The following is an 18,288-nucleotide window of genomic DNA, read 5'->3' as shown; positions in this document are numbered from 1 at the left end:
AAGGTGCTGGGCACATGGTGCTCCCAGACGAAGTACTACAGGAAGCAGGCAGAGATGGAGCCCACGCGTCAGAAGATCGCCACCGCCGAGCGGGTCGGGCTACAGGACCTCGAGGGTGAGCACGATGTCCGCGTCGCCGTCGCTGACGTAGACGGCGTCGCCCTCGTCGGGCGAGAGGGTCGCCTCCATGCCGGCGCGGCTGAGGGCGGTGGCGATCTTCTGACGCAGCGCGTCCATCTCTGCCTGGTTCACGTTCTTCTCCTTCTGGGTGGTGCGGGTGCCGAGGACCGCTCGGCGCGGGGTGGTGCCGGAGCGGGTCAGGAGGCGCGGACCGCGGCGACCTGTTCGGGGGTGACGCCGGTGGCGGAGGCGATGCCGGCGTCGGGGATCTGCATGCCGATGAGGGCGCGGATCTTCTCGACGAGGTCGCCGGGCAGGCCGGATGGGTGTACGGCGACGACGGGCGCCGCCGCGGGTGCGGCGGGCTGGGGGGCCTGCTGCTGGGCGGCCTGCTGCGGAGCGGTGTCCGGCCAGGTCCCCGCGGGCGGCGGGGTCTGCGGGACGAACGGCGCCTGCTGCTGCTGCTGCGGGGCCTGCTGGGGGATGGCCTGCGACGGGAACCCGGCCGGCGCCTGCTGCTGCTGAGGTGCGGCGGCGGGCGCGGGCTGAGCGAAGCCGGACGCGGGCGCCGCGTAGGTGGCGGTGTAGAGCTTCTTCGGGTTGGCGGGGTTCTGCGACTGCGGGTCGTTGCCGGTGTAGGTGACGGTGAGGATCCCGCCGACGGCGAGGTCTCCGGCGCCGGCCGCGGCGATCGCTTCGGCGATGGCGCGGAAGCGGGAGTCGCCCTTGGACTTCGTGACGTAGAGGGTGCGGACGCCGTCGTCGTCGGGGTCGACGCGGAGGGTGGTCTGCAGCGGCACCTGGATCTGCATCTTGGGGTCGCCGGAGGGCCAGAAGTCGAGGTCGGTGGTCTTGTACTTCGTGGCCTGCCGCTCCGAGGGGGCGCGGGTGATGGTGCCGGTGATGGTCTCGCCGATGGTGTTGAAGGTGGCGGACTTGCCGCCGGAGATGTCGAAGAGGGACATGAGTGGTTTCGCCTTTCGGGCTGTCTGGGTGGTCGTGCTGGTCCGTGCTGGTCGTGCGGGGGTGGCGGTCAGAGGGTGAAGAGCGGGCCTCCCTTCTTCCGGTCGGCGGCGGCCCGGTCGAGGCGGCACCAGGCGCAGTAGAGGTCGTCGCAGCCGGGCGAGATCTCGACGGCCTTCTCGAGGCCGACGAGGCGCCACAGCTGATCCAGGCGGTTCGCGCGGTTCATCGCTTCGAGGGCGATGCCGGCGTTCCACGGCTCGCGCCAGAGGTACGTCTTCCCGAGCTCGCCGTCGCGGGGGAGGAACGCGATCATCACCTCGCGCGGGATGCCCCACCCGTCCTCCTTGAAGTAGCCGAGCCCGTAGAGGTGCGCCTGCACGCGGTACTTCGGTGAGGGGCCGTTCGCCCGGTAGTGGGCGAGCTGCTTCGCGCCGATGACCTTGTGGTCGATGACGGTGCCGGAGGGGATGTGGAAGAGGTCGCAGGAGCCGAGGATCCGTTCGGGGCCGATGTCGCCGACGTAGACGGTGTTCTCGGTGACCCACTCGAGGTGGCTGTCGGGATTCGCGGCGTCGAACCACTCCTCGAGCTGCGCGTGGACGGCGGTGCCGATCGCGGGCTTCCACGCGGGCGGGCGGGGCGGTTCGGGGATCTGCGCGAGCTTGTGCAGGATCGCCTTGTCGCAGGGGTCGCCGATCTCGGACGGGCCGATGCGCTTCTGGTGGCTGCGGGGGTGCGCGGCCATCGCCCGCTCGATGACGCCGAGGTAAGCGCGCTCGACGTCGGTCACGAGGCAAGAACCGATAGGGTCGCGCTCATGGACTGCCCGCCGCCGTTGCTCAGATGCGACTTCGAACGTTTGATTAGCGCTATCGAGGGCGACGCAACTGCTGACTTCTTGAACTTCTTCGTATGGCCACTCCTTTCGGTATTGATTCCGGTGATTGTTGCGATATTCGCGGCGAGGCATAGCAGAATGTCTGCGCTAGAGGCAGTCAAATTGGAAATTGCCGCGCTCAAAGAACAGGCAAACGACGAGCGTCGCGATCGCGCTGAAGAAGCGAAAGAAGAACGCGATCGGCTAAGGAAAGAGCGTGAGCGCAGGGAACACGTTGAAGCCCTCAGGGCCGCTAGAGCGATCATTGCGAGAACAACTGCGATGGCCCGAAAGGGACTCAGCCCTGACGAGCAGACAGCCCAGGCAACGGAACTCGCGGTTGCGGCCTCAACCCTCGTTGCAACCCTCGATCCAAAGTCCGAGGCTTGGACGTCGGACTGGTATCGACGAATCCCACACCAATTTTCGACGTTCTCATTCTTGGCACTTACTCGAGACGATGGGGAGCACCTGCTCACCGGATGGCAGCTCCAGCAGATGGCCGCCCTTGATTTAATGGTTCGAGAAGCCGCCACCATGGCGGAAATCGAAGAAAGCTTCGCCATGCTCGACCTGCCGGCACCCTGGGCGACGAGAGATGAAGTACTCATGCACATGGCAGCGTCCGCTGAAGAGCAAGCGGAGACTGCGGACCCTGTCGAGCCCGACGTACAAGTCGAGGTGATTGAACCGTCCGGGCAGGAGGAGACGCCCCCGGATCCCGAGCGGGGCGGCATCACTTGACGATCACCTTCTGGGCGCCCTCGACCTGGTAGTTCTCGACGATGATCGGCGCGACGTACTTCCGGAACGCGGCCATGTCGAGCTTCGGGACGTAGATCGCGGGGTACTGGTCGGCGGGGTAGTCCTTCTCGATCTGCGCGGTGTTCGGGCGCCGGTTGTGCTGGATCGCGACGGCGAGGTTCCCCGCCTGGTGCGTCCCGAACTCGAGGCCCTCCCGCAGCTGCTCGGCGATCTGCTCCTGCCGCTCCTTCGCGTCGGCGGCGACCGCGCCGAGCCGGGCGTACTCCGCGGCCAGCGCGGCGACGTCGATGGGCTCGCGGTACGACTCGTCGTCCGTGTCGACGGCGGCGGGCTGGGTGGTGGTCTGGCTGGTCATGGTGATCCTTCTGTGAGTGGGTGGTCAGGCGATCGGGGTGCCTGCGGGCACGACGGCCCAGAGGGTGATGAAGGAGCCGGCGTGGCCCTTCTCGACGAAGCGCTTCGTGGCGCGGACGTCGACGACCTGGTTGTCGTCGACGTAGGCGACGCCGTTGAGGGCGTCCATCACGAGCTTCTGGAGGTTGTCGACGTCGCGGCGGCCGCGGCGCACGAGGTGGAAGTCGAGCCGCATGGCGACGTCGCAGGCGAGCGGGTCGGCGAGCTCGCACGCGGCCTTGAAGAGCTCGGCGATGCCCGCTTCGGCGCGGAGGGTGGCTGCGGGGGTGAAGGTGCGGTTTCCCTTCCCGTGCCGGGGCCGCTCCTTCGCCTTCGGCTCTCCGGGGATGGAGAACGAGACGACGTGGAGGCGCTCGGTCGGGTCGCTCACTCGTCGGCGTCGAGGTCGGGCGCGTCGAAGTCGAGCTGCTCGAGCCCGGTCCTCGCCTTGTACGCGGCCTCGAGGAGCCCGCGGCCGATGAGCTCGAGGTCACCGTCGCTGACCGCGTCGGCGAGCTTGGTGCGGGAGGCGTCGTCGAGCTCGCCCTGCAGCGCGTCGATCCGGATGAACCGCACGACGGGGTAGGTCTCCTGCTTGGCGACGTTGTGGACGATCTTCGACGGCTCGACGACGCCGATGACGACCACGCGGCCGGTCTCGTCGTCGATGAACTGGGAGGCGAGGTCGACGAGGCCGTTGAGCTTCTCGCCGGGGACCTGGCCGGAAATCTGTACGGACATGGGGCTCCTTCGTGAGCGGGTGATGGGTGGGGAGGGTGAGGTGCGGTCGAGTCAGCCGGCGAGGCGCTCCCAGAGCGAGCCGGTCCGCTCCGGGTGGTCCTTCGGCAGGCTCCGGCGCAGGCGGGCGCCGACGTCGCCGCGGACGATGAGGTACGCGTCGCCTGCGTCTGCGCGTTCGGCGAGCACGTCGAGGACGTCTGCGGGGACCGGCTTGGCGGGTTCGGAGAACTGCAGCGGGGCGGTCATCGGGTCCACGTCCGATCGGCGTCGATGCTGTAGTGGCGGCCGCGGTGTCCTTGGTGGAGCTCGCAGTGGATCACCGGGGCGAGCGCTTCGCGGGACTCGGCCGAGACGAGCGTGCTGACGGTCCACGCTTCGCAGATGCGGACGCCGTACTGGTTGTAGAAGCGGAGGCGGCCGCGGCACCGCTGGTGGGCGGTGCAGTAGCGGGCCTGGGCGCCGATCCATCGGTGAGGAGTCAGCCGCTCCCGGATCCGGGAGGGGAGGGCCGGCCAGAGGACGGCGAGCCACAGGGCGATTCCCGCGGGCACGCCGACAGCAGCAGGGATCGTGTCGACGGCGGTCACGAGGACACCGCCGGGCGCAGGCCGAGCATGTCGGCGAGGTCGTCCGCGAGGCCGCGGCGCTCGAGGTCGGCGAGCACGGCGGCCTTGTCGGCGTCGGCCGCCTCGTGAGTGGGCCCGTAGAGGGCGGCCGTCTGTGTGGGGCTCGACGGGGTGCGCCTCGGGTTCGACAGCCCGAACCGGGTGGCGACCTGGTGGACGGTGCTGATGGGGCAGCCGATGTGCTCGGCGATGGCACGTCGGGGCGTGCCGCGGCGGATCATCGAGGCGATCAGATCGTGGTCGTACTTCCTCGCGGGCATCAGGCGGCCGACCCTGCGAGCAGGCGGTACTCGGTGGCGAGACCGTCGAGCCGGTGGTGCATGGCCGACACGAGGGCCGGGACGTACTCGGCGAGGTTGACGACCTCACCGCGGCGGAGCGTGAGCATGGCGGTTCCCTTCTGGTGTGGTGCCCGGCGCGCCCCTTCGGAAGGCGCGACGAACAGCGCCTCCCACGGCGCGGGGTGTGGTGGGTGAGAGGGGTGGGGCCGGTGGTCTCCGTCCGCGACTCAGAACGTCGCGGTGGCCGGCCCCTGCCAGCGGGATTGCTGGCGGTCTAGGCGGAGCGCCGGCCGCTGATCGGCGTCACGTTCGACGTCGGCAGTTGGGCCGCGATCCACGCGTCGACGTCTTCGCGACGCCAGCGCAGGTACTTCCCGACCTTGAACGCCGGGGGCAGCGCGTCGGGGTTGCGGTTGCGCATCTGGTAGACGGCACCCTCCTCGATCTGCAGCTCGTCGGCGAGGTCGGTGACGGTGAGGTGCTTGGCCATCAGGCCGCGACCTTCTGCTTCTGCTCTGCGAGGGACGGGGTCTTCACGACCTCGAACGCTTCGCCGATGCTCAGGCCGAACGTGTCGACCATCGCGACCATGAACGCCGCCGAGGGCTGTGCACCCTCGTCAACACGGCGGAGCGTTGCGCGGTGGACTCCCATGAGGCGCGCCTGGTGCTCCTCGCTGGGGATCTCGCGAACCTCGCGGAGCCTCTTGAGCAGTCCCGGCTTAATCCGGAGCGTGCTTCCCATTCGGTCCTCCTCGTTGCGGTTCTGCGTTGCTGTGTCGCAAGTATGCGACGGCGTGACGCAGGAATGCAACACGGACGGGGGTGATTGTTGCGGAAGTGTTTAGGTGCTTTCCCGTCATTCCGGGGCACTGCGGCTTGCGGGTGTCGCAAAGTTGCGACAGACTCGCACCCGTGAATGACGCACTTCGGGAACACATCGAACAGATCAGCGGCACCAAGAGCCTGCGCTCCGTCGCCCTCGCCGCGGGGATCACCCCGAGCACCCTCGTTCGCCAGCTCGACGGCGAGATGAAGGCCGCGACCGTCGTCGCCATCTGCCGCGCCTACGGTGCGCCGATCCTGCCCGCCTTCGTCGCCGCCGGCTACATCAGCCCCGACGAGGCGCGCGCCTCCATCAGCGAAGCCGCGCTCCGCAGCGCGACCGACCGCCAGCTCGCCGAAGAGATCCTCCGCCGCGTCATCGAAGCCGAGGGTGAGCACCCCGAGCTCACCGACCCGATCTCGGACGAGCAGACCACGGCAGCCGTGCAGCTATCCGATAGGCGTCGGCGGAATGTCGGTGGTTCCCTCGACACTCTCACCGACGAAGAGATCGCCGCCCGGTACGGCGACCAGATCGCAGCCGATCGCTCCGACCCCGAACAGGACCTCGACGACAGGACCCCATGAGTCACCGCCCGGCCGCCACCGCGTACGACCCGTACGAGCACGCGGACCGGCTGGGCATTCTCGTCCTCCACGGCAGGATCCGATCCGCCAACGGCCTCTGGCTCCCCGACGAGCGCGTCATCATCCTGAAGCGTGGACTCCGCGCCTGGCACGAACGCCAGACCCTCGCGCACGAGCTCGGCCACGTCTGCCTCGGCCACGCCGAGACCACCCCCCGCATCGAACGCCTCGCCGACCGGTGGGCCGCCCGCAAGCTCATCGCCCCCGATCACCTCGCCGACGTCGCACGCATGAGCCCGGACCCCGGCGTCTGGGCGCTCGAGCTCGGCGTCACCGACCACCTCCTCGAGCTCTACCTCCGAGACCACCGCACCGCCTAGGAGCGCCCATGCCACGCCCGCCGCTACCGATCGGCTCGAACGGAGTCGTCACCGTCACCCCGGCGCCGAAGGCCAAGGGCCCCTGGGTCGCGCGGACCCGCTTCCGCGACTACGACGGCGTCACCCGCATCGTCGAACGCAAGAGCGCCCAGAGCGCCGGCAACGCACGCGAGCTCCTCACCCGTGCCCTCCTCGAGCGCCGCGCCCCTCTCGGCGACGAGCTCACCCCGGAGATGCGGCTGCGCGACGCAGGGGAGAAGTGGTGGACGGACGAGATCGACGGGCAGCGCGCGCCCACCACCGAGCGCCGGTACCGGCAGGCGCTCGCACACGTCGACCAGGGCCTCGGCGGCGTCCGCCTGCGCGAGATGACCACCGCCCGCTGCGACACCTTCCTCCGCACCCTCGCCCGCACCCGCGGGCCCGCGACCGCGAAGCAGGCGAAGAGCGTCCTCTCCGGCATCCTCGGCATGGCCGCACGCCTCGACGCGATCCCCGCGAACCCCATCCGCGACGTCGGCTCCATCCGATCCACGCCCCCCGAAGTGCGCGCTCTCACCCTCGACGAACTCCGCGCGTTCCGGACCGCGCTGGCCGCCGACCGGCGCAGCGTCCTCGGCGACGTCGTCGACCCTGTCGACTTCATGGCCGGCACCGGCGCGCGCGTCGGCGAGGTCTTCGCGCTCCGCTGGACCGATGTCGACCTCGACGCGCCCACCCCCTCCGCAACGATCCGCGGGACGACGCTCTGGACGAAGGGCGCCGGCATGACGATCCAGACGCACCCGAAGTCCTCGACCTCGCGGCGCCGCCTTCTGCTCCCCGACTTCATCGTCGACATGCTCGCCGCGCGCGATCGCGACGTCGACCTCGTCTTCCCGTCGCTGTTCCTCGAGCGTTCGACGGTGCGGGATCCGAACAACTTCCGGAAGCAGCTGCGGCGCTTCACGGAGGGCACGGAGTGGGAGTGGGTCACGCCGCACACCTTCCGGAAGTCGGTCGCGACGCTCGTTGAAGACCTCGGCGAGGCGTCCCGGCAGCTCGGCCACGCGGGCACCGACATCACCGAGCGCCACTACCGGGTCCGGACGCACGAAGGCCCCGACCTCCGCGCACGCCTGCAACTCGTGGCTACAGGGTGACGGGGGCCGGGGCGCTCATCGTTTAGTCGACGGAAACAGGGCTACGAGCGGCGATCCACGGACGGCCAGAGCCAGGGAGCCCGACCTATCCTGCCTGGTCAGAGGCAGAAACCGGGAGGAGCCGCGATCCACCGCAAGGTATCGGGTCGGAATCTCTTGGTCGCAGGTTCGATTCCTGCCGGGGGCACCATCGGATCGGGAGCGCGCCGGTCGCCGTCCCTAGTCTTGTCCCGGTGGCGTGCGGATCAGCGTCGACGCCTCGCGCCCGTCCTTCGACCGCGTCGCGGCCTCTCCTCGGGCGGCGCTGCGCTCCTCCGAGGAGTGACGCCCGGCACCCACGGGGTTTTCCTCCGCTCCGGTGACCCTCGGACGAGGACTCGCGGTCGCTCCACCAGTAACACACCGGCAAATCGGAGGCAACACCGGCGTGTTTCCCACCCGAAGTCGTTTGAGTGTCATTCAGGCACCTAGTCTTGGGGTGTCCGGAATTACAACGACGTAACGAACGGAGGTACGACCATGCTGCTCCTCGCCATCCTCGGTGGAATCGCCGTCGCGTGGACGATCGTCGCGGCGCCCCTCGCCGTACTGGTCGGCCGAGTCGCCCGTGCACGTGATGCACACAGCTAGTCAGTACACGCACCGCCCGCACCACGGAGAAGGCCCCGATCGCACTCGCGATCGGGGCCTTCTTCTCGTGGTCGGGAGCACTCAGACCGAGCTGCGGTCCTGGCCTCGGTCGTCGTCCGAGGCGGACCGCTCGAACCGGGCCTCGTCCGCCCGGACGACCGCCTCGTCGTCGGCCGGCACGTCGTCGCGGTCTCCGTCGGCCGGAGCCGGCGGCGTCGCGTCGTGCTCCGCGTCCGGCTGCGGCTCGGCGGCAGGAGCCGAGCGCTGCGGGTCGACGGGCGGCAGCTCCTCCACGGGACGCTCGCGCGACGGCACCTCCAGGCGGTCGACGTCGGCGAGCAGGCGGCGGGTCTCCTCCTGCGAGGCGTCCCCGGCCGACGCGGGGAGGACGATCGTGGGCGTCTGCGGGGCTGCAGAGCCGGAGGCGGAGCCCGCGCCGACGACGACCGGTGCGACGGCGGTCGGTGCGGCGGCCGGGGGAGCGGTGCGCTGGGGAGCGGCCTCGGCGGTGCTCGCGGCCCGATCGGACGACGGAGCGGACTCGGCGGAGCGGTCTCGACCCGTCTCCGAGAAGCGCCAGCGCTCGAGGTCGGCGAGGAAGGCCTTCCGGGCGCGCCCGGGCTTGTCCCGCCACTGCACGAGGCGGTCGCGGAACTCGCCCACGCTCGCCTGCGTCTGGTAGCCGCCGGTGCTCGACGTGTGCTTCAGCTCGGCGAGCTCGTGAGCGGCCCAGTTGGCCGCGACTCCGGAGCCCTTGACGGGCAGGAGGCGCAGGTGCGTCTCGGCCTGCGCGGACGCGCGGTCGCTGAGGACGCGCTCCGGGCTGCTGAGGACGTTCCAGGCCGAGGCGTCGACCGCGGCGTCGACGAGCGTCGCGATGACCGCGTTCTTCCGCTCGTGATCCTGCTGACGGATGAGGCGCGCGATGGAGGCCCGGAAGACGGAGCCGATCACGATCGCTCCGACCACCACGGCCAGCAGGACCACAGCGGCCGTGAAGACCGCCTGGTGCCCGTCGCTCGTGCGGATCCAGGACATGAACTCGTTCCACCACTGCATGGGGCGAACGCTATCCGGGGCGGTCGCCGCCGCCCGTTCGGCACGCCGCCGACCGGGCGGATCGGCGCGTCAGGCGACGCGGAAGACCTCGATCGCGTCGTCGACGCTCCAGAACTCGCCGAGCTCGGCGCCGGCGGGCATGCCCGCCCGCAGCAGCCGGGCGCGGTACCGCTCGCCGAGCGGATCCTCGACCAGCTCGATGTGGCCGACGACGGCACCCGAGCCGGTGCTCACGCGCCACAGCCGGGCGTTGACCCGGGTGAGCGTCGGCGGGGTGCGGGTGGCGTGCAGCGTGGACAGGGACATCGGTTCCTCCTGCTCGAGTCTCGGAGCACCCACCGGCCGAGTGCTGTCGCAGACTACGGCCGACCACCGACATCCCCGCCGGGGCGTCAGCGCAGGGTCGTCCCGTGCACCGCGAACTCCTCGATCGCGTCGATCTCCTCCTGCGAGAGGGGGCCGGCGTCCAGCGCGGCGACGTTCTGCTCGAGCTGCGCGACGCTCGACGCGCCGATGATGGCGCTCGTGACGGTGGGCACCCGGAGCACCCAGCTCAGGGCGAGCTGGGCCAGCGACTGGCCGCGCTGCTGCGCGATCGCGTTCAGGCCGCGGGCGCGTGTCAGGTACGCCTCGTCGATCCGGTCGGAGGAGAGGAAGCGCGACGTCGCCGCGCGGGACCCCTCCGGCACGGTGCCGTCGAGGTAGCGGTCCGTCAGGAGCCCCTGCGCCAGCGGCGAGAAGACGATGCAGCCGGTGCCGAGCTCGTCGAGCACGGGGAAGAGGCCGTCCTCGGGTCCGCGGTCGAAGAGCGAGTAGCGGGGCTGGTGCAGGAGGAGCGGCACTCCGCTGCCCGCCAGTGCCGCCTGCGCGGCCCGGGTCTGCTCGGGCGAGTAGTTCGAGATGCCGGCGTAGAGCGCCTTGCCCGACTCCACCGCCGAGACGAGAGCGCCCATGGTCTCCTCGATCGGAGTCTCCGGGTCCGGACGGTGCGAGTAGAAGACGTCGACGTAGTCGACGCCGATCCGCTGCAGGCTCTGGTCGAGCGAGGAGAGCAGGTACTTGCGCGAGCCGCCGTCCCCGTACGGGCCGGGCCACATGTCGTATCCGGCCTTGGAGGAGATGACGATCTCGTCGCGGTACGGGCGGAGGTCCTCCGCGAGGATGCGGCCGAAGGCCGTCTCGGCGGCGCCGTAGGGCGGTCCGTAGTTGTTCGCGAGGTCGAAGTGGGTGACGCCCAGGTCGAACGCGCGGCGGAGGATCGCGCGCTGCGTGTCGAGGGAGCGGTCGGATCCGAAGTTGTGCCAGAGGCCCAGCGACAGGGCGGGCAGCAGCAGGCCGCTCCGTCCTGTGCGTCGGTAGTCCATGCGGTCGTAGCGGGCGGGGGCGGCGTCGTAGCTCACGCCGCGACTCTATTGCAGGGGGCGGATCCGCGGAATGCAGGGGGCGGTGAGCGTGTTGGACCGACTGACGCCTCCGGCACCCCGGACGCGTCGACGCGACAGGAAGTGAGTCACACGCAATGCGCACATTCGTACTCGCCGGAGGATGCTTCTGGTGTCTGGACGCCGTCTACCGCGTCCTCGACGGCGTGACCGACGTCGTCTCCGGCTACACCGGCGGCCGCACGACCGAGCCCGACTACGAGGACGTCTGCTCCGGGCGCACCGGCCACGCCGAGGCCGTCGCCGTCACCTTCGACCCCGAGGTCATCCCCGAGCAGGTCGTCCTCGACGTCTTCTTCACCCTGCACGACCCGCGACAGCTGAACCGCCAGGGCAACGACGTCGGCACGCAGTACCGCTCGGCGATGTTCTACTCCTCCGACGAGGAGAAGGAGCTGTTCGAGACCGCGCGCGACCGTGCGTCCGAGTGGTGGGACGGCCCGATCGTCACCGAGATCTCGCCGCTGGGCGTCTACTACCCCGCCGAGGACCACCACCAGGACTTCTTCGCGAAGAACCCGGGCCAGGGCTACTGCATGGCGGTCGCACTGCCCAAGGTGAACAAGATCCGCAAGTCCTACTCGAGGTACATCACCGCGTCGTAACGCTCCTCCACAGGGGACGATCCGCTCGTCCTCTCCCCAGAAGGGCCCGCCTCCACCTCGGAGGCGGGCCCTTCGTCGCGACACTGGCCCTGCGGCGCCCGAGCGGTACCAGCCCCCTCCGCCCGGGCGTCGTGCCCGTCGCAGCCGTGGCGGGGCAGGAGTAGAGAGGACACGACCATGACCGACACCCTGACCGTCATCGGGACCATCGGCACCGAGCCCCGGAGCATCGACACCTCCAGCGGCACCGCGATGACCAGCTTCCGGCTCGCCTCGACGCAGCGGCGCTACGACCGCTCGGAGCAGCGCTGGGTCGACGTCTCGACCAACTGGTACACCGTCACCGCGTTCAACGGCCTGGCCGGCAACGCGCTGTCCTCCCTGTCGCGCGGCGACCGGATCCTGGTCACCGGGCGGCTCGGGGTGAGGGCCTGGGAGGCGGGAGGCAAGGCCGGTACCGATGTGGTCCTCACGGCCGAGGGCATCGGGCACGACCTCGCCTGGGGGACCAGCAGCTTCACGAAGACCGTCGGGCGCGCCTCTGCTCCCGCCCCCGCCGCCGAGCCCGCGTGGAGCGAGGAGGCGCCGCGCGAGGGCGCCGCGGCGGGGGACTGGGGCGCGTCGGGCCATGACCGCGGTGATGCCGTGCCCGAGCCGCCGGTGGCGGCGGGCGTCGGCGGAGGCGCTCCCGGTCTCTCGGTAGGATCCGGGGAGACCCCGTTCTGATCCGGGGGACCGGAGCGAGAGCCGTCCCGGTCGGGAGGAGCCGGGCGTGACACGGAACCGAGCGGCCCGCATCGCGCTCGTGCTCGGCGGTCTCGCCGTCTGCCTCTCCGGTTGCACGTCGCCGTCGGCGCCGGACCCCGTGGTGTCCTCCTCCGCGGCCGAGGCGCCGGCACCGGCGGAGTCCGCCGCACCCGTCGCCTTCGTGCCGGGCGGGACGACGGAGCAGAACCTCCCCGTGTTCGAGCAGACCCTTCGCGCGGCGGCCGAGCCCGATCCGGAGGTGAGCGGCTCCAGCGTGGTCGACGCGCTCGTCGCGGCGGGGTTCTCCCGCGAGTCGATGCAGCTGACAGCGGACGAGACCTCGGTCGGACTCGACGCGGACTCGGTGCAGGTCTCCGTCAAGCTCGGGGAGTCGTGCCTCATCGGCCAGTACGGCCCGAAGAGCGGCGGGGTGCGGACGGTGATCGCGGCACCGATCGCGACCGGCGCCTGCCTGGTCGGCCGGACCGTACCGATCCAGCGCTGACGCGCTCGCCTCGACCGGGGTCCGCTCCGCCATGCGCCCCCGTCGGGGTCGGAAAGGACGAAAGGATCCTCGACAAGGCCCCTCGCCCGTCGAGTCCGAGAGAGCCCGGTGTTCGCTCGTCGCTCCTGCAGGACCACTCCGACCGGTGCGGATCCGAGCGTGAGCACAGCCTCGTGCGGGCGGACCGGTCGACGATCCCGGTGGTCGGCGGCGCCCTCCCCTCCCCAAGACGCCGCTCAGCACGGTTAGGCTGCCCAGACCGACACGTGTGCCCCAGCGCGGGCACCGCGACGGACGTGCCGACAGGAGTGCTCGGCACGAGGACCACGACGAGGGGGAACTCGCCATGACCACATCCCGACCGACGACGACGCGAGCGAGGTGGAGGCGCGCCGCCATCGCGGTCGCGAGCACGGCAGCCGTCGTTCTCGGAGTGACGACAGGAGCCGGAGCGGCTGCCGCAGCGGAGACGCGTTTGCAGACGAAGCCCTACCCCTACAGCTGGTCGACCACCGAGACGTTCTCGGCCGCTCAGACCGCTCCCGTCGCGGGAGATGTCACCGGGCTCGACGTCACGCTGTCCGACTCCGCCCGGCCGACGGGGAGGTACCCGGCGTTCACGACGTACAACTGGGTGATCGGCGACTACGCCCTCACAGGGTCGGTGGAACTCGACCCCGGGGATCGCACCTTCCTCATCGACCTGAAGCGGCCCCTCTCCTCGTTCGGCGGTGGGACTGTCGCCCTCCAGATCACGGCGCAGAAGCCGCCGCTGGAGGAGAAAGAGACTCCGATCGGCCAGCCGGTCGACAGCGGCTTCGAGCTGACCACGTCGGCCACCCTCTCCGTCGCCGGAGCCTCCGGCGCCGGCGGTGTCGGCGGGGTCGACCTCAGCAGCAGCGCACAGACGCTCCAGCGGAGCGCCGCGTACTTCGCGTACGAGAAGGTCGACACGGCTCTGGACGTCAAGGGTGGCGACACCCTCGTCCTCGAGTCCAACCGGGACGACTTCTACGACCTCCAGGGGCTCGCCGCCTATGTCGGTCCCAGCAGGACCGAGCGGATCCCCGCCCAGGTGAGTACGAACAGCAGACGGTCCGCGGTCACCGTGACGATCCCCTCGAGCGCCTACGACGCCTACAAGGACCGCGCCAGCAGCCTGGTCCAGGTCACCGGCGTCAGCAACGGCAGGGTGGACCAGCCCCGCGGAGCGACCATCACGTCGGACGCCGCGGTCCGCGTGACGGGAAGCGGAGCCACCACCCCGCCGGTCACGCCGACCCCGACGGCCACCGCTACCACACCGCCGGTCACGCCGAGCCCGACCACTCCTCCGGTCACGCCCGTGCCGACCAGTACGCCGACGGCCCCGCCTGCCGGCTCGCCGGTCGTCTCGCGCATCTCGGGCACCGACCGTCAGGGCACCGCGGTCGAGGTGTCCAAGCGCACCTTCCCGGCGAACGTCCCCGTCGTCTACGTCGCCACCGGGCAGAACTTCCCGGACGCGCTCAGCGCCGGACCCGCCGCGGCCAAGGCGGGCGGGCCGCTGCTCCTGGTCGACCGCGACTCGATGAGCCAGGTCGTCCGCACCGAGCTGACGCGTCTCAAGCCCGCGAAGATCGTCGTCGTGGGCTCCGAGCTCAGCGTCGGCAGCCAGGTCTACAGCGACCTGGCCGCGTATGCGCCGAAGGGGAAGACCACACGCATCGGCGGAGTCGACCGCTACGACACCTCGAAGCTGATCCTCCAGGACGCCTTCAGGGGCGGCTCCTCGATGGCCTGGCTGGCCACGGGCGAGAAGTTCCCCGACGCCCTGAGCGCCAGCGCCGCAGCCGGCGCGAATCGCGCTCCGGTGGTGCTGACCAACGGCACCGGCTCCACGGTGGACCCCCTCACCCAGCAGATCATCAGCGGCCTCGAGGTCAGTAGCTTGACGATCGCGGGCTCGACGCTCTCGGTCAGCGCCGGCATCGAGCGCTCGATCACGGGCCCGGTGATCACCCGCATCGGCGGGACCGACCGGTACGACACCTCGGAGAAGCTGAACAAGGCGGCCTTCACCTCGGCGACGACCGTCTACCTCGCGACCGGTGAGAAGTTCCCCGACGCCCTGGCCGGAGCCACGGCGGCGGGCTACACCAGGAGCCCGCTCTTCGCGGTCCAGCCCACCTGTGTGCCCCGGGCGGTCCTCGCCGACATCTCCGCGTCCAAGGCGACGCAGGTGATCCTGCTCGGCAGCACGGACACGCTGTCCGAGGCGGTGGAGCGCCTGACGCCCTGCAGCTGATCCGCACCGTCGTCCGCTGACGCGATCCGCCCTCCCCACCGGCCCGGCCGGAGCGGAGGGCGGTCCGCGTTCAGACGCTCCCTCCGACGCGGACCGGCGAGTTCCCGTTATCCTCGACTGGTGCGGACGGTCCCGCGGCCTGCGCTCCGCGTCGGCCGGGGCCCGGCGTCCCGCCCCGGTCCGAGCCTCCGTCAGCGCCTCCGCGCGGAGCAGGGGACCGGCGGGCGACCCGACTCCGCGCAGACCGACGGACTTGAGGACTGGGCATGGCTGAATACATCTACTCGATGGTGCGCGCGCGGAAGGCGGTCGGCGACAAGCTGATCCTGGACGACGTCACCATGTCGTTCCTGCCGGGAGCGAAGATCGGCGTGGTCGGGCCCAACGGCGCCGGCAAGTCGACGATCCTGAAGATCATGGCGGGGCTGGACACGCCGAGCAACGGCGAGGCGCGGCTCAGCCCGGGCTACACCGTCGGCATCCTGATGCAGGAGCCCGAGCTCGACGAGACCAAGACGGTGCTCGAGAACGTCCAGGAGGGCGTGGGCGAGATCAAGGGCAAGATCGACCGCTTCAACGAGATCTCCCTCGCGATGGCCGACCCGGACGCCGACTTCGACAGCCTCCTCGCCGAGATGGGGACCCTGCAGGAGGCGATCGACGCCGCCGACGCCTGGGACCTGGACTCGCAGCTGGAGCAGGCGATGGACGCGCTGCGCACCCCGCCGGGTGACTCCCTCGTCACCAACCTCTCGGGTGGCGAGAAGCGCCGCGTGGCGCTCACCAAGCTCCTCCTGCAGAAGCCCGACCTGCTGCTGCTCGACGAGCCCACCAACCACCTCGACGCCGAGAGCGTGCTCTGGCTCGAGCAGTTCCTCTCGAAGTACCCCGGCGCCGTGCTCGCCGTCACCCACGACCGGTACTTCCTCGACAACGTCGCGGAGTGGATCGCCGAGGTCGATCGCGGACACCTCTACCCCTACGAGGGCAACTACTCGACGTACCTCGAGAAGAAGAGCGCCCGCCTGGAGGTCCAGGGCAAGAAGGACGCCAAGCTCGCCAAGCGGCTCACCACCGAGCTCGACTGGGTGCGCAGCAACGCCAAGGGCCGTCAGGCCAAGTCGAAGGCGCGCCTGGCGCGCTACGAGGAGATGGCGGCCGAGGCCGAGAAGACGCGCGTGCTCGACTTCGAGGAGATCGTCATCCCGGTGGGCCCACGTCTCGGCTCCCAGGTCATCGACGCGAAGAAGCTGCACAAGCAGTTCGGCCAGCGCGTCCTCATCGACGACCTCAGCTTCACGCTGCCCCGCAACGGCATCGTCGGCGTCATCGGCCCGAACGGCGTCGGCAAGACCACGCTCTTCAAGACGATCGTCGGCTTCGAGCCGCTCGACTCGGGCGACCTGAAGATCGGCGAGACGGTCGACATCTCCTACGTCGACCAGAGCCGCGGCGGCATCGACCCGCAGAAGAACCTGTGGGAGGTGGTCTCCGACGGGCACGACTACATCACCGTCGGGAAGACCGAGATCCCCTCCCGCGCCTACGTCTCGCAGTTCGGCTTCAAGGGCCCGGACCAGCAGAAGAAGGCCGGCGTCCTCTCCGGCGGCGAGCGGAACCGCCTCAACCTCGCGCTGACGCTCAAGCAGGGCGGCAACCTGCTCCTGCTCGACGAGCCCACCAACGACCTCGACGTCGAGACCCTGGGCAGCCTCGAGAACGCGCTCCTCGAGTTCCCCGGCTGCGCCGTGGTCATCACTCACGACCGGTGGTTCCTCGACCGGATCGCGACCCACATCCTCGCCTACGAGGGCACCGAGGAGGATCCGGCCAACTGGTACTGGTTCGAGGGCAACTTCGAGGCGTACGAGGAGAACAAGATCGAGCGCCTCGGCCCGGACGCGGCGAAGCCGCACCGCTCCGCGTACCGCAAGCTCACCCGCGACTGATGCGCCTGCACGTCGCCATCCCGCTGCGCTGGTCGGACTTCGACGCCTACGCGCACGTGAACAACGCCGAGATGCTGCGCCTGCTCGAGGAGGCGCGCATCCAGGCGTTCTGGAAGCCGGACTCGCCGCAGCCCGGCGGGATGGCGACGGCGGTGCTCGACGCACGGCCGGGCGCCGAGTCGATCAGCCTCATCGCCCGGCAGGAGATCGAGTACCTCGCGCCGATCCCGTACATGCGCGCGCCGATCGACGTGGAGCTGTGGATCGGGCGGATCGGCGGGGCGAGCCTCGAGGTCTGCTACGAGCTCTACTCGCCCGCCGGCGTCGTCCCGCGGGTGCTCTTCACGAAGGCGGCCACCACTCTGGTGCTGGTCACGGCCGCGACGGGCAGGCCCCAGCGCATCCCGGAGGAGCTCCGCGAGGCGTGGGGCCCCTACGTTGAGGAGCCCATCACCTTCTCGAAGCGGGGCTGAGCTCAGCCCAGGGGGACGCGGACCATGCCCTCCTGGGCGACGCTCGCCACGAGCACGCCCTCCTGCGTGTAGATGCGCCCGAGCGAGAGCCCGCGTCCGCCGGACGCGCTCGGCGCCTCCTGCACGTAGAGGAGCCACTGGTCCACGCGCGCGGGGCGGTGCCACCACATCGCGTGGTCGAGGCTCGCTATCCGCAGGCCCGGCGTCGTCCACGCCGCACCGTGCCGGCGGAGCGTGGATTCGAGGATCGTGTAGTCGCTCGCGTAGGCGAGGGCGGCGCGGTGCAGCATCGGATCGTCCGGCAGCGGTCCGAGCGAGCGCATCCACACGCTCTGGTGCGCGACCCGCTCGGGGTCGGCCCGGAGGTACACCGGCTGCTCGACGTGCCGCACGTCGAAGGGGCGCTGCGTGGCCCAGAAGCTGCCGACCGGGTGGTCGACCCCCGCGAGGATCTCAGCGGTGCTCGGCAGCGACTCCGGGTCGGGGATCCCCTCCGGCATCGGCGCCTGGTGGTCGAGGCCCTCGTCCTCGGTCTGGAACGAGGCGATCATCGAGAGGATGGGGCGTCCGTTCTGGTAGGCCTGCGTCCGACGGGTGCAGAAGGAGCGGCCGTCGTGGATCCGGTCGACCGAGAACGTGATCGGCAGGGAGACGTCCCCGGGGCGGAGGAAGTACCCGTGCATCGAGTGCACGGAGCGCCCCTCGACGGTGCGACCGGCAGCGATGAGCGACTGCGCGAGGACCTGGCCGCCGAAGACCCGCCCCTCGGGCATCCACTGCGAGGGACCCGTCGAGATGTCCTCGCTGGTGCGGGCGCCGGTGTCCGTCAGGTCGAGCGCGGTGAGGAACGAGGACAGGGGATCGGGCACGGTACCTCCGGGGTGTCGG

Annotated in this window: 26 protein-coding genes; 10 read left to right on the top strand and 16 right to left on the bottom strand. The window is 70.4% G+C overall.

Features of this window, described 5'->3' with window-relative positions:
* Positions 1 to 99: 99 nt before the first annotated feature.
* From C5C30_RS17695 to C5C30_RS11760, 3 genes are all read right to left on the bottom strand, one after another.
* Positions 100 to 252 carry a hypothetical protein gene (locus C5C30_RS17695; RefSeq protein WP_181028868.1) on the bottom strand — a complete coding sequence of 51 codons (153 nt, stop codon included), beginning with the start codon at positions 250 to 252 and terminating at the stop codon, positions 100 to 102.
* A gap of 65 nt (positions 253 to 317) precedes the next feature.
* On the bottom strand, positions 318 to 1,085 hold the full coding sequence (locus C5C30_RS11765) for a hypothetical protein (RefSeq protein ID WP_104333791.1): 768 nt from the start codon (positions 1,083 to 1,085) through the stop codon (positions 318 to 320).
* A gap of 68 nt (positions 1,086 to 1,153) precedes the next feature.
* Positions 1,154 to 1,876, bottom strand: coding sequence for a hypothetical protein (locus C5C30_RS11760; RefSeq protein WP_104333790.1), 723 nt, complete (start codon positions 1,874 to 1,876; stop codon positions 1,154 to 1,156).
* 27 nt (positions 1,877 to 1,903) lie between these two features.
* Between C5C30_RS11760 and C5C30_RS17355 the strand changes: the two genes are divergently transcribed.
* Complete coding sequence (locus C5C30_RS17355) at positions 1,904 to 2,707, top strand: hypothetical protein (RefSeq protein ID WP_146081526.1); 804 nt, start codon at positions 1,904 to 1,906, stop codon at positions 2,705 to 2,707.
* Here the strand turns inward: C5C30_RS17355 and C5C30_RS11750 are convergent.
* The 9 genes from C5C30_RS11750 to C5C30_RS11715 all read right to left on the bottom strand — a co-directional run bounded on the left by C5C30_RS11750 (position 2,700) and on the right by C5C30_RS11715 (position 5,513).
* Positions 2,700 to 3,083, bottom strand: a complete 384-nt coding sequence (locus tag C5C30_RS11750; protein ID WP_104333788.1) for a hypothetical protein — start codon at positions 3,081 to 3,083, stop codon at positions 2,700 to 2,702. The genes C5C30_RS17355 and C5C30_RS11750 overlap by 8 nt on opposite strands.
* Positions 3,084 to 3,107: 24 nt before the next feature.
* A complete protein-coding gene (locus tag C5C30_RS11745; RefSeq protein WP_146081525.1) occupies positions 3,108 to 3,512 on the bottom strand; it encodes a RusA family crossover junction endodeoxyribonuclease in 405 nt (134 codons plus the stop codon).
* Positions 3,509 to 3,862 carry a hypothetical protein gene (locus C5C30_RS11740; protein ID WP_104333787.1) on the bottom strand — a complete coding sequence of 118 codons (354 nt, stop codon included), beginning with the start codon at positions 3,860 to 3,862 and terminating at the stop codon, positions 3,509 to 3,511. Before C5C30_RS11740 ends, C5C30_RS11745 begins: the two co-directional genes overlap by 4 nt.
* A gap of 51 nt (positions 3,863 to 3,913) precedes the next feature.
* Complete coding sequence (locus C5C30_RS11735) at positions 3,914 to 4,108, bottom strand: hypothetical protein (protein ID WP_146081524.1); 195 nt, start codon at positions 4,106 to 4,108, stop codon at positions 3,914 to 3,916.
* Complete coding sequence (locus C5C30_RS11730; RefSeq protein WP_104333785.1) at positions 4,105 to 4,449, bottom strand: hypothetical protein; 345 nt, start codon at positions 4,447 to 4,449, stop codon at positions 4,105 to 4,107. Before C5C30_RS11730 ends, C5C30_RS11735 begins: the two co-directional genes overlap by 4 nt.
* Positions 4,446 to 4,748 carry a hypothetical protein gene (locus C5C30_RS11725; RefSeq protein ID WP_104333784.1) on the bottom strand — a complete coding sequence of 101 codons (303 nt, stop codon included), beginning with the start codon at positions 4,746 to 4,748 and terminating at the stop codon, positions 4,446 to 4,448. The genes C5C30_RS11730 and C5C30_RS11725 overlap by 4 nt, the downstream gene beginning before the upstream one ends.
* Complete coding sequence (locus C5C30_RS18075) at positions 4,748 to 4,876, bottom strand: hypothetical protein (RefSeq protein WP_258065919.1); 129 nt, start codon at positions 4,874 to 4,876, stop codon at positions 4,748 to 4,750. Before C5C30_RS18075 ends, C5C30_RS11725 begins: the two co-directional genes overlap by 1 nt.
* Positions 4,877 to 5,043: 167 nt before the next feature.
* On the bottom strand, positions 5,044 to 5,259 hold the full coding sequence (locus C5C30_RS11720) for a helix-turn-helix domain-containing protein (RefSeq protein ID WP_104333783.1): 216 nt from the start codon (positions 5,257 to 5,259) through the stop codon (positions 5,044 to 5,046).
* Positions 5,259 to 5,513 carry a helix-turn-helix transcriptional regulator gene (locus tag C5C30_RS11715; protein ID WP_104324458.1) on the bottom strand — a complete coding sequence of 85 codons (255 nt, stop codon included), beginning with the start codon at positions 5,511 to 5,513 and terminating at the stop codon, positions 5,259 to 5,261. The genes C5C30_RS11720 and C5C30_RS11715 overlap by 1 nt, the downstream gene beginning before the upstream one ends.
* Positions 5,514 to 5,593: 80 nt before the next feature.
* Between C5C30_RS11715 and C5C30_RS11710 the strand changes: the two genes are divergently transcribed.
* From C5C30_RS11710 to xerC, 3 genes are read left to right on the top strand one after another with little or no spacing between them, the layout of a single operon-like run.
* Positions 5,594 to 6,181: a hypothetical protein gene (locus C5C30_RS11710; protein WP_104333782.1), complete on the top strand. Its 588-nt coding sequence runs from the start codon at positions 5,594 to 5,596 to the stop codon at positions 6,179 to 6,181.
* Complete coding sequence (locus tag C5C30_RS11705) at positions 6,178 to 6,561, top strand: ImmA/IrrE family metallo-endopeptidase (RefSeq protein WP_104333781.1); 384 nt, start codon at positions 6,178 to 6,180, stop codon at positions 6,559 to 6,561. Before C5C30_RS11710 ends, C5C30_RS11705 begins: the two co-directional genes overlap by 4 nt.
* A gap of 8 nt (positions 6,562 to 6,569) precedes the next feature.
* A complete protein-coding gene (xerC, locus tag C5C30_RS11700) occupies positions 6,570 to 7,703 on the top strand; it encodes a tyrosine recombinase XerC (protein WP_104333780.1) in 1,134 nt (377 codons plus the stop codon).
* Positions 7,704 to 8,414: 711 nt separating this feature from the next.
* On the opposite strand, the gene C5C30_RS11695 is transcribed toward xerC, so the two are convergent.
* The 3 genes from C5C30_RS11695 to C5C30_RS11685 form a co-directional block, all read right to left on the bottom strand.
* Complete coding sequence (locus C5C30_RS11695) at positions 8,415 to 9,392, bottom strand: hypothetical protein (protein ID WP_104288237.1); 978 nt, start codon at positions 9,390 to 9,392, stop codon at positions 8,415 to 8,417.
* A gap of 69 nt (positions 9,393 to 9,461) precedes the next feature.
* Positions 9,462 to 9,698: a hypothetical protein gene (locus tag C5C30_RS11690; RefSeq protein ID WP_104223715.1), complete on the bottom strand. Its 237-nt coding sequence runs from the start codon at positions 9,696 to 9,698 to the stop codon at positions 9,462 to 9,464.
* A gap of 86 nt (positions 9,699 to 9,784) precedes the next feature.
* Positions 9,785 to 10,792, bottom strand: a complete 1,008-nt coding sequence (locus C5C30_RS11685; RefSeq protein ID WP_104223714.1) for an aldo/keto reductase — start codon at positions 10,790 to 10,792, stop codon at positions 9,785 to 9,787.
* Between the two features lie 119 nt (positions 10,793 to 10,911).
* Between C5C30_RS11685 and msrA the strand changes: the two genes are divergently transcribed.
* From msrA to C5C30_RS11650, 6 genes are all read left to right on the top strand, one after another.
* A complete protein-coding gene (gene msrA, locus C5C30_RS11680) occupies positions 10,912 to 11,439 on the top strand; it encodes a peptide-methionine (S)-S-oxide reductase MsrA (protein ID WP_104309994.1) in 528 nt (175 codons plus the stop codon).
* A 177-nt stretch (positions 11,440 to 11,616) separates the two neighbouring features.
* Positions 11,617 to 12,165, top strand: a complete 549-nt coding sequence (locus tag C5C30_RS11670) for a single-stranded DNA-binding protein (protein WP_104274010.1) — start codon at positions 11,617 to 11,619, stop codon at positions 12,163 to 12,165.
* Positions 12,166 to 12,211: 46 nt separating this feature from the next.
* Complete coding sequence (locus C5C30_RS11665) at positions 12,212 to 12,691, top strand: DUF6993 domain-containing protein (protein ID WP_104333778.1); 480 nt, start codon at positions 12,212 to 12,214, stop codon at positions 12,689 to 12,691.
* Positions 12,692 to 13,166: 475 nt separating this feature from the next.
* Positions 13,167 to 14,978 carry a cell wall-binding repeat-containing protein gene (locus tag C5C30_RS11660; RefSeq protein ID WP_181131553.1) on the top strand — a complete coding sequence of 604 codons (1,812 nt, stop codon included), beginning with the start codon at positions 13,167 to 13,169 and terminating at the stop codon, positions 14,976 to 14,978.
* 266 nt (positions 14,979 to 15,244) lie between these two features.
* Positions 15,245 to 16,927, top strand: coding sequence for an energy-dependent translational throttle protein EttA (gene ettA / locus C5C30_RS11655; RefSeq protein WP_104333776.1), 1,683 nt, complete (start codon positions 15,245 to 15,247; stop codon positions 16,925 to 16,927).
* On the top strand, positions 16,927 to 17,400 hold the full coding sequence (locus C5C30_RS11650; protein WP_104223707.1) for a thioesterase family protein: 474 nt from the start codon (positions 16,927 to 16,929) through the stop codon (positions 17,398 to 17,400). The genes ettA and C5C30_RS11650 overlap by 1 nt, the downstream gene beginning before the upstream one ends.
* Before the next feature lie 2 nt (positions 17,401 to 17,402).
* Here the strand turns inward: C5C30_RS11650 and C5C30_RS11645 are convergent, their stop codons facing one another.
* On the bottom strand, positions 17,403 to 18,269 hold the full coding sequence (locus tag C5C30_RS11645; RefSeq protein WP_244230637.1) for an acyl-CoA thioesterase II: 867 nt from the start codon (positions 18,267 to 18,269) through the stop codon (positions 17,403 to 17,405).
* Positions 18,270 to 18,288: the final 19 nt, after the last annotated feature.

The organism is Rathayibacter sp. AY2B5 (assembly GCF_002931645.1).
Taxonomy (GTDB): Bacteria; Actinomycetota; Actinomycetes; order Actinomycetales; family Microbacteriaceae; genus Rathayibacter.
Note: the sequence above shows the minus strand (reverse complement) of the source record. Positions and strands in the feature narration are given on the sequence as shown.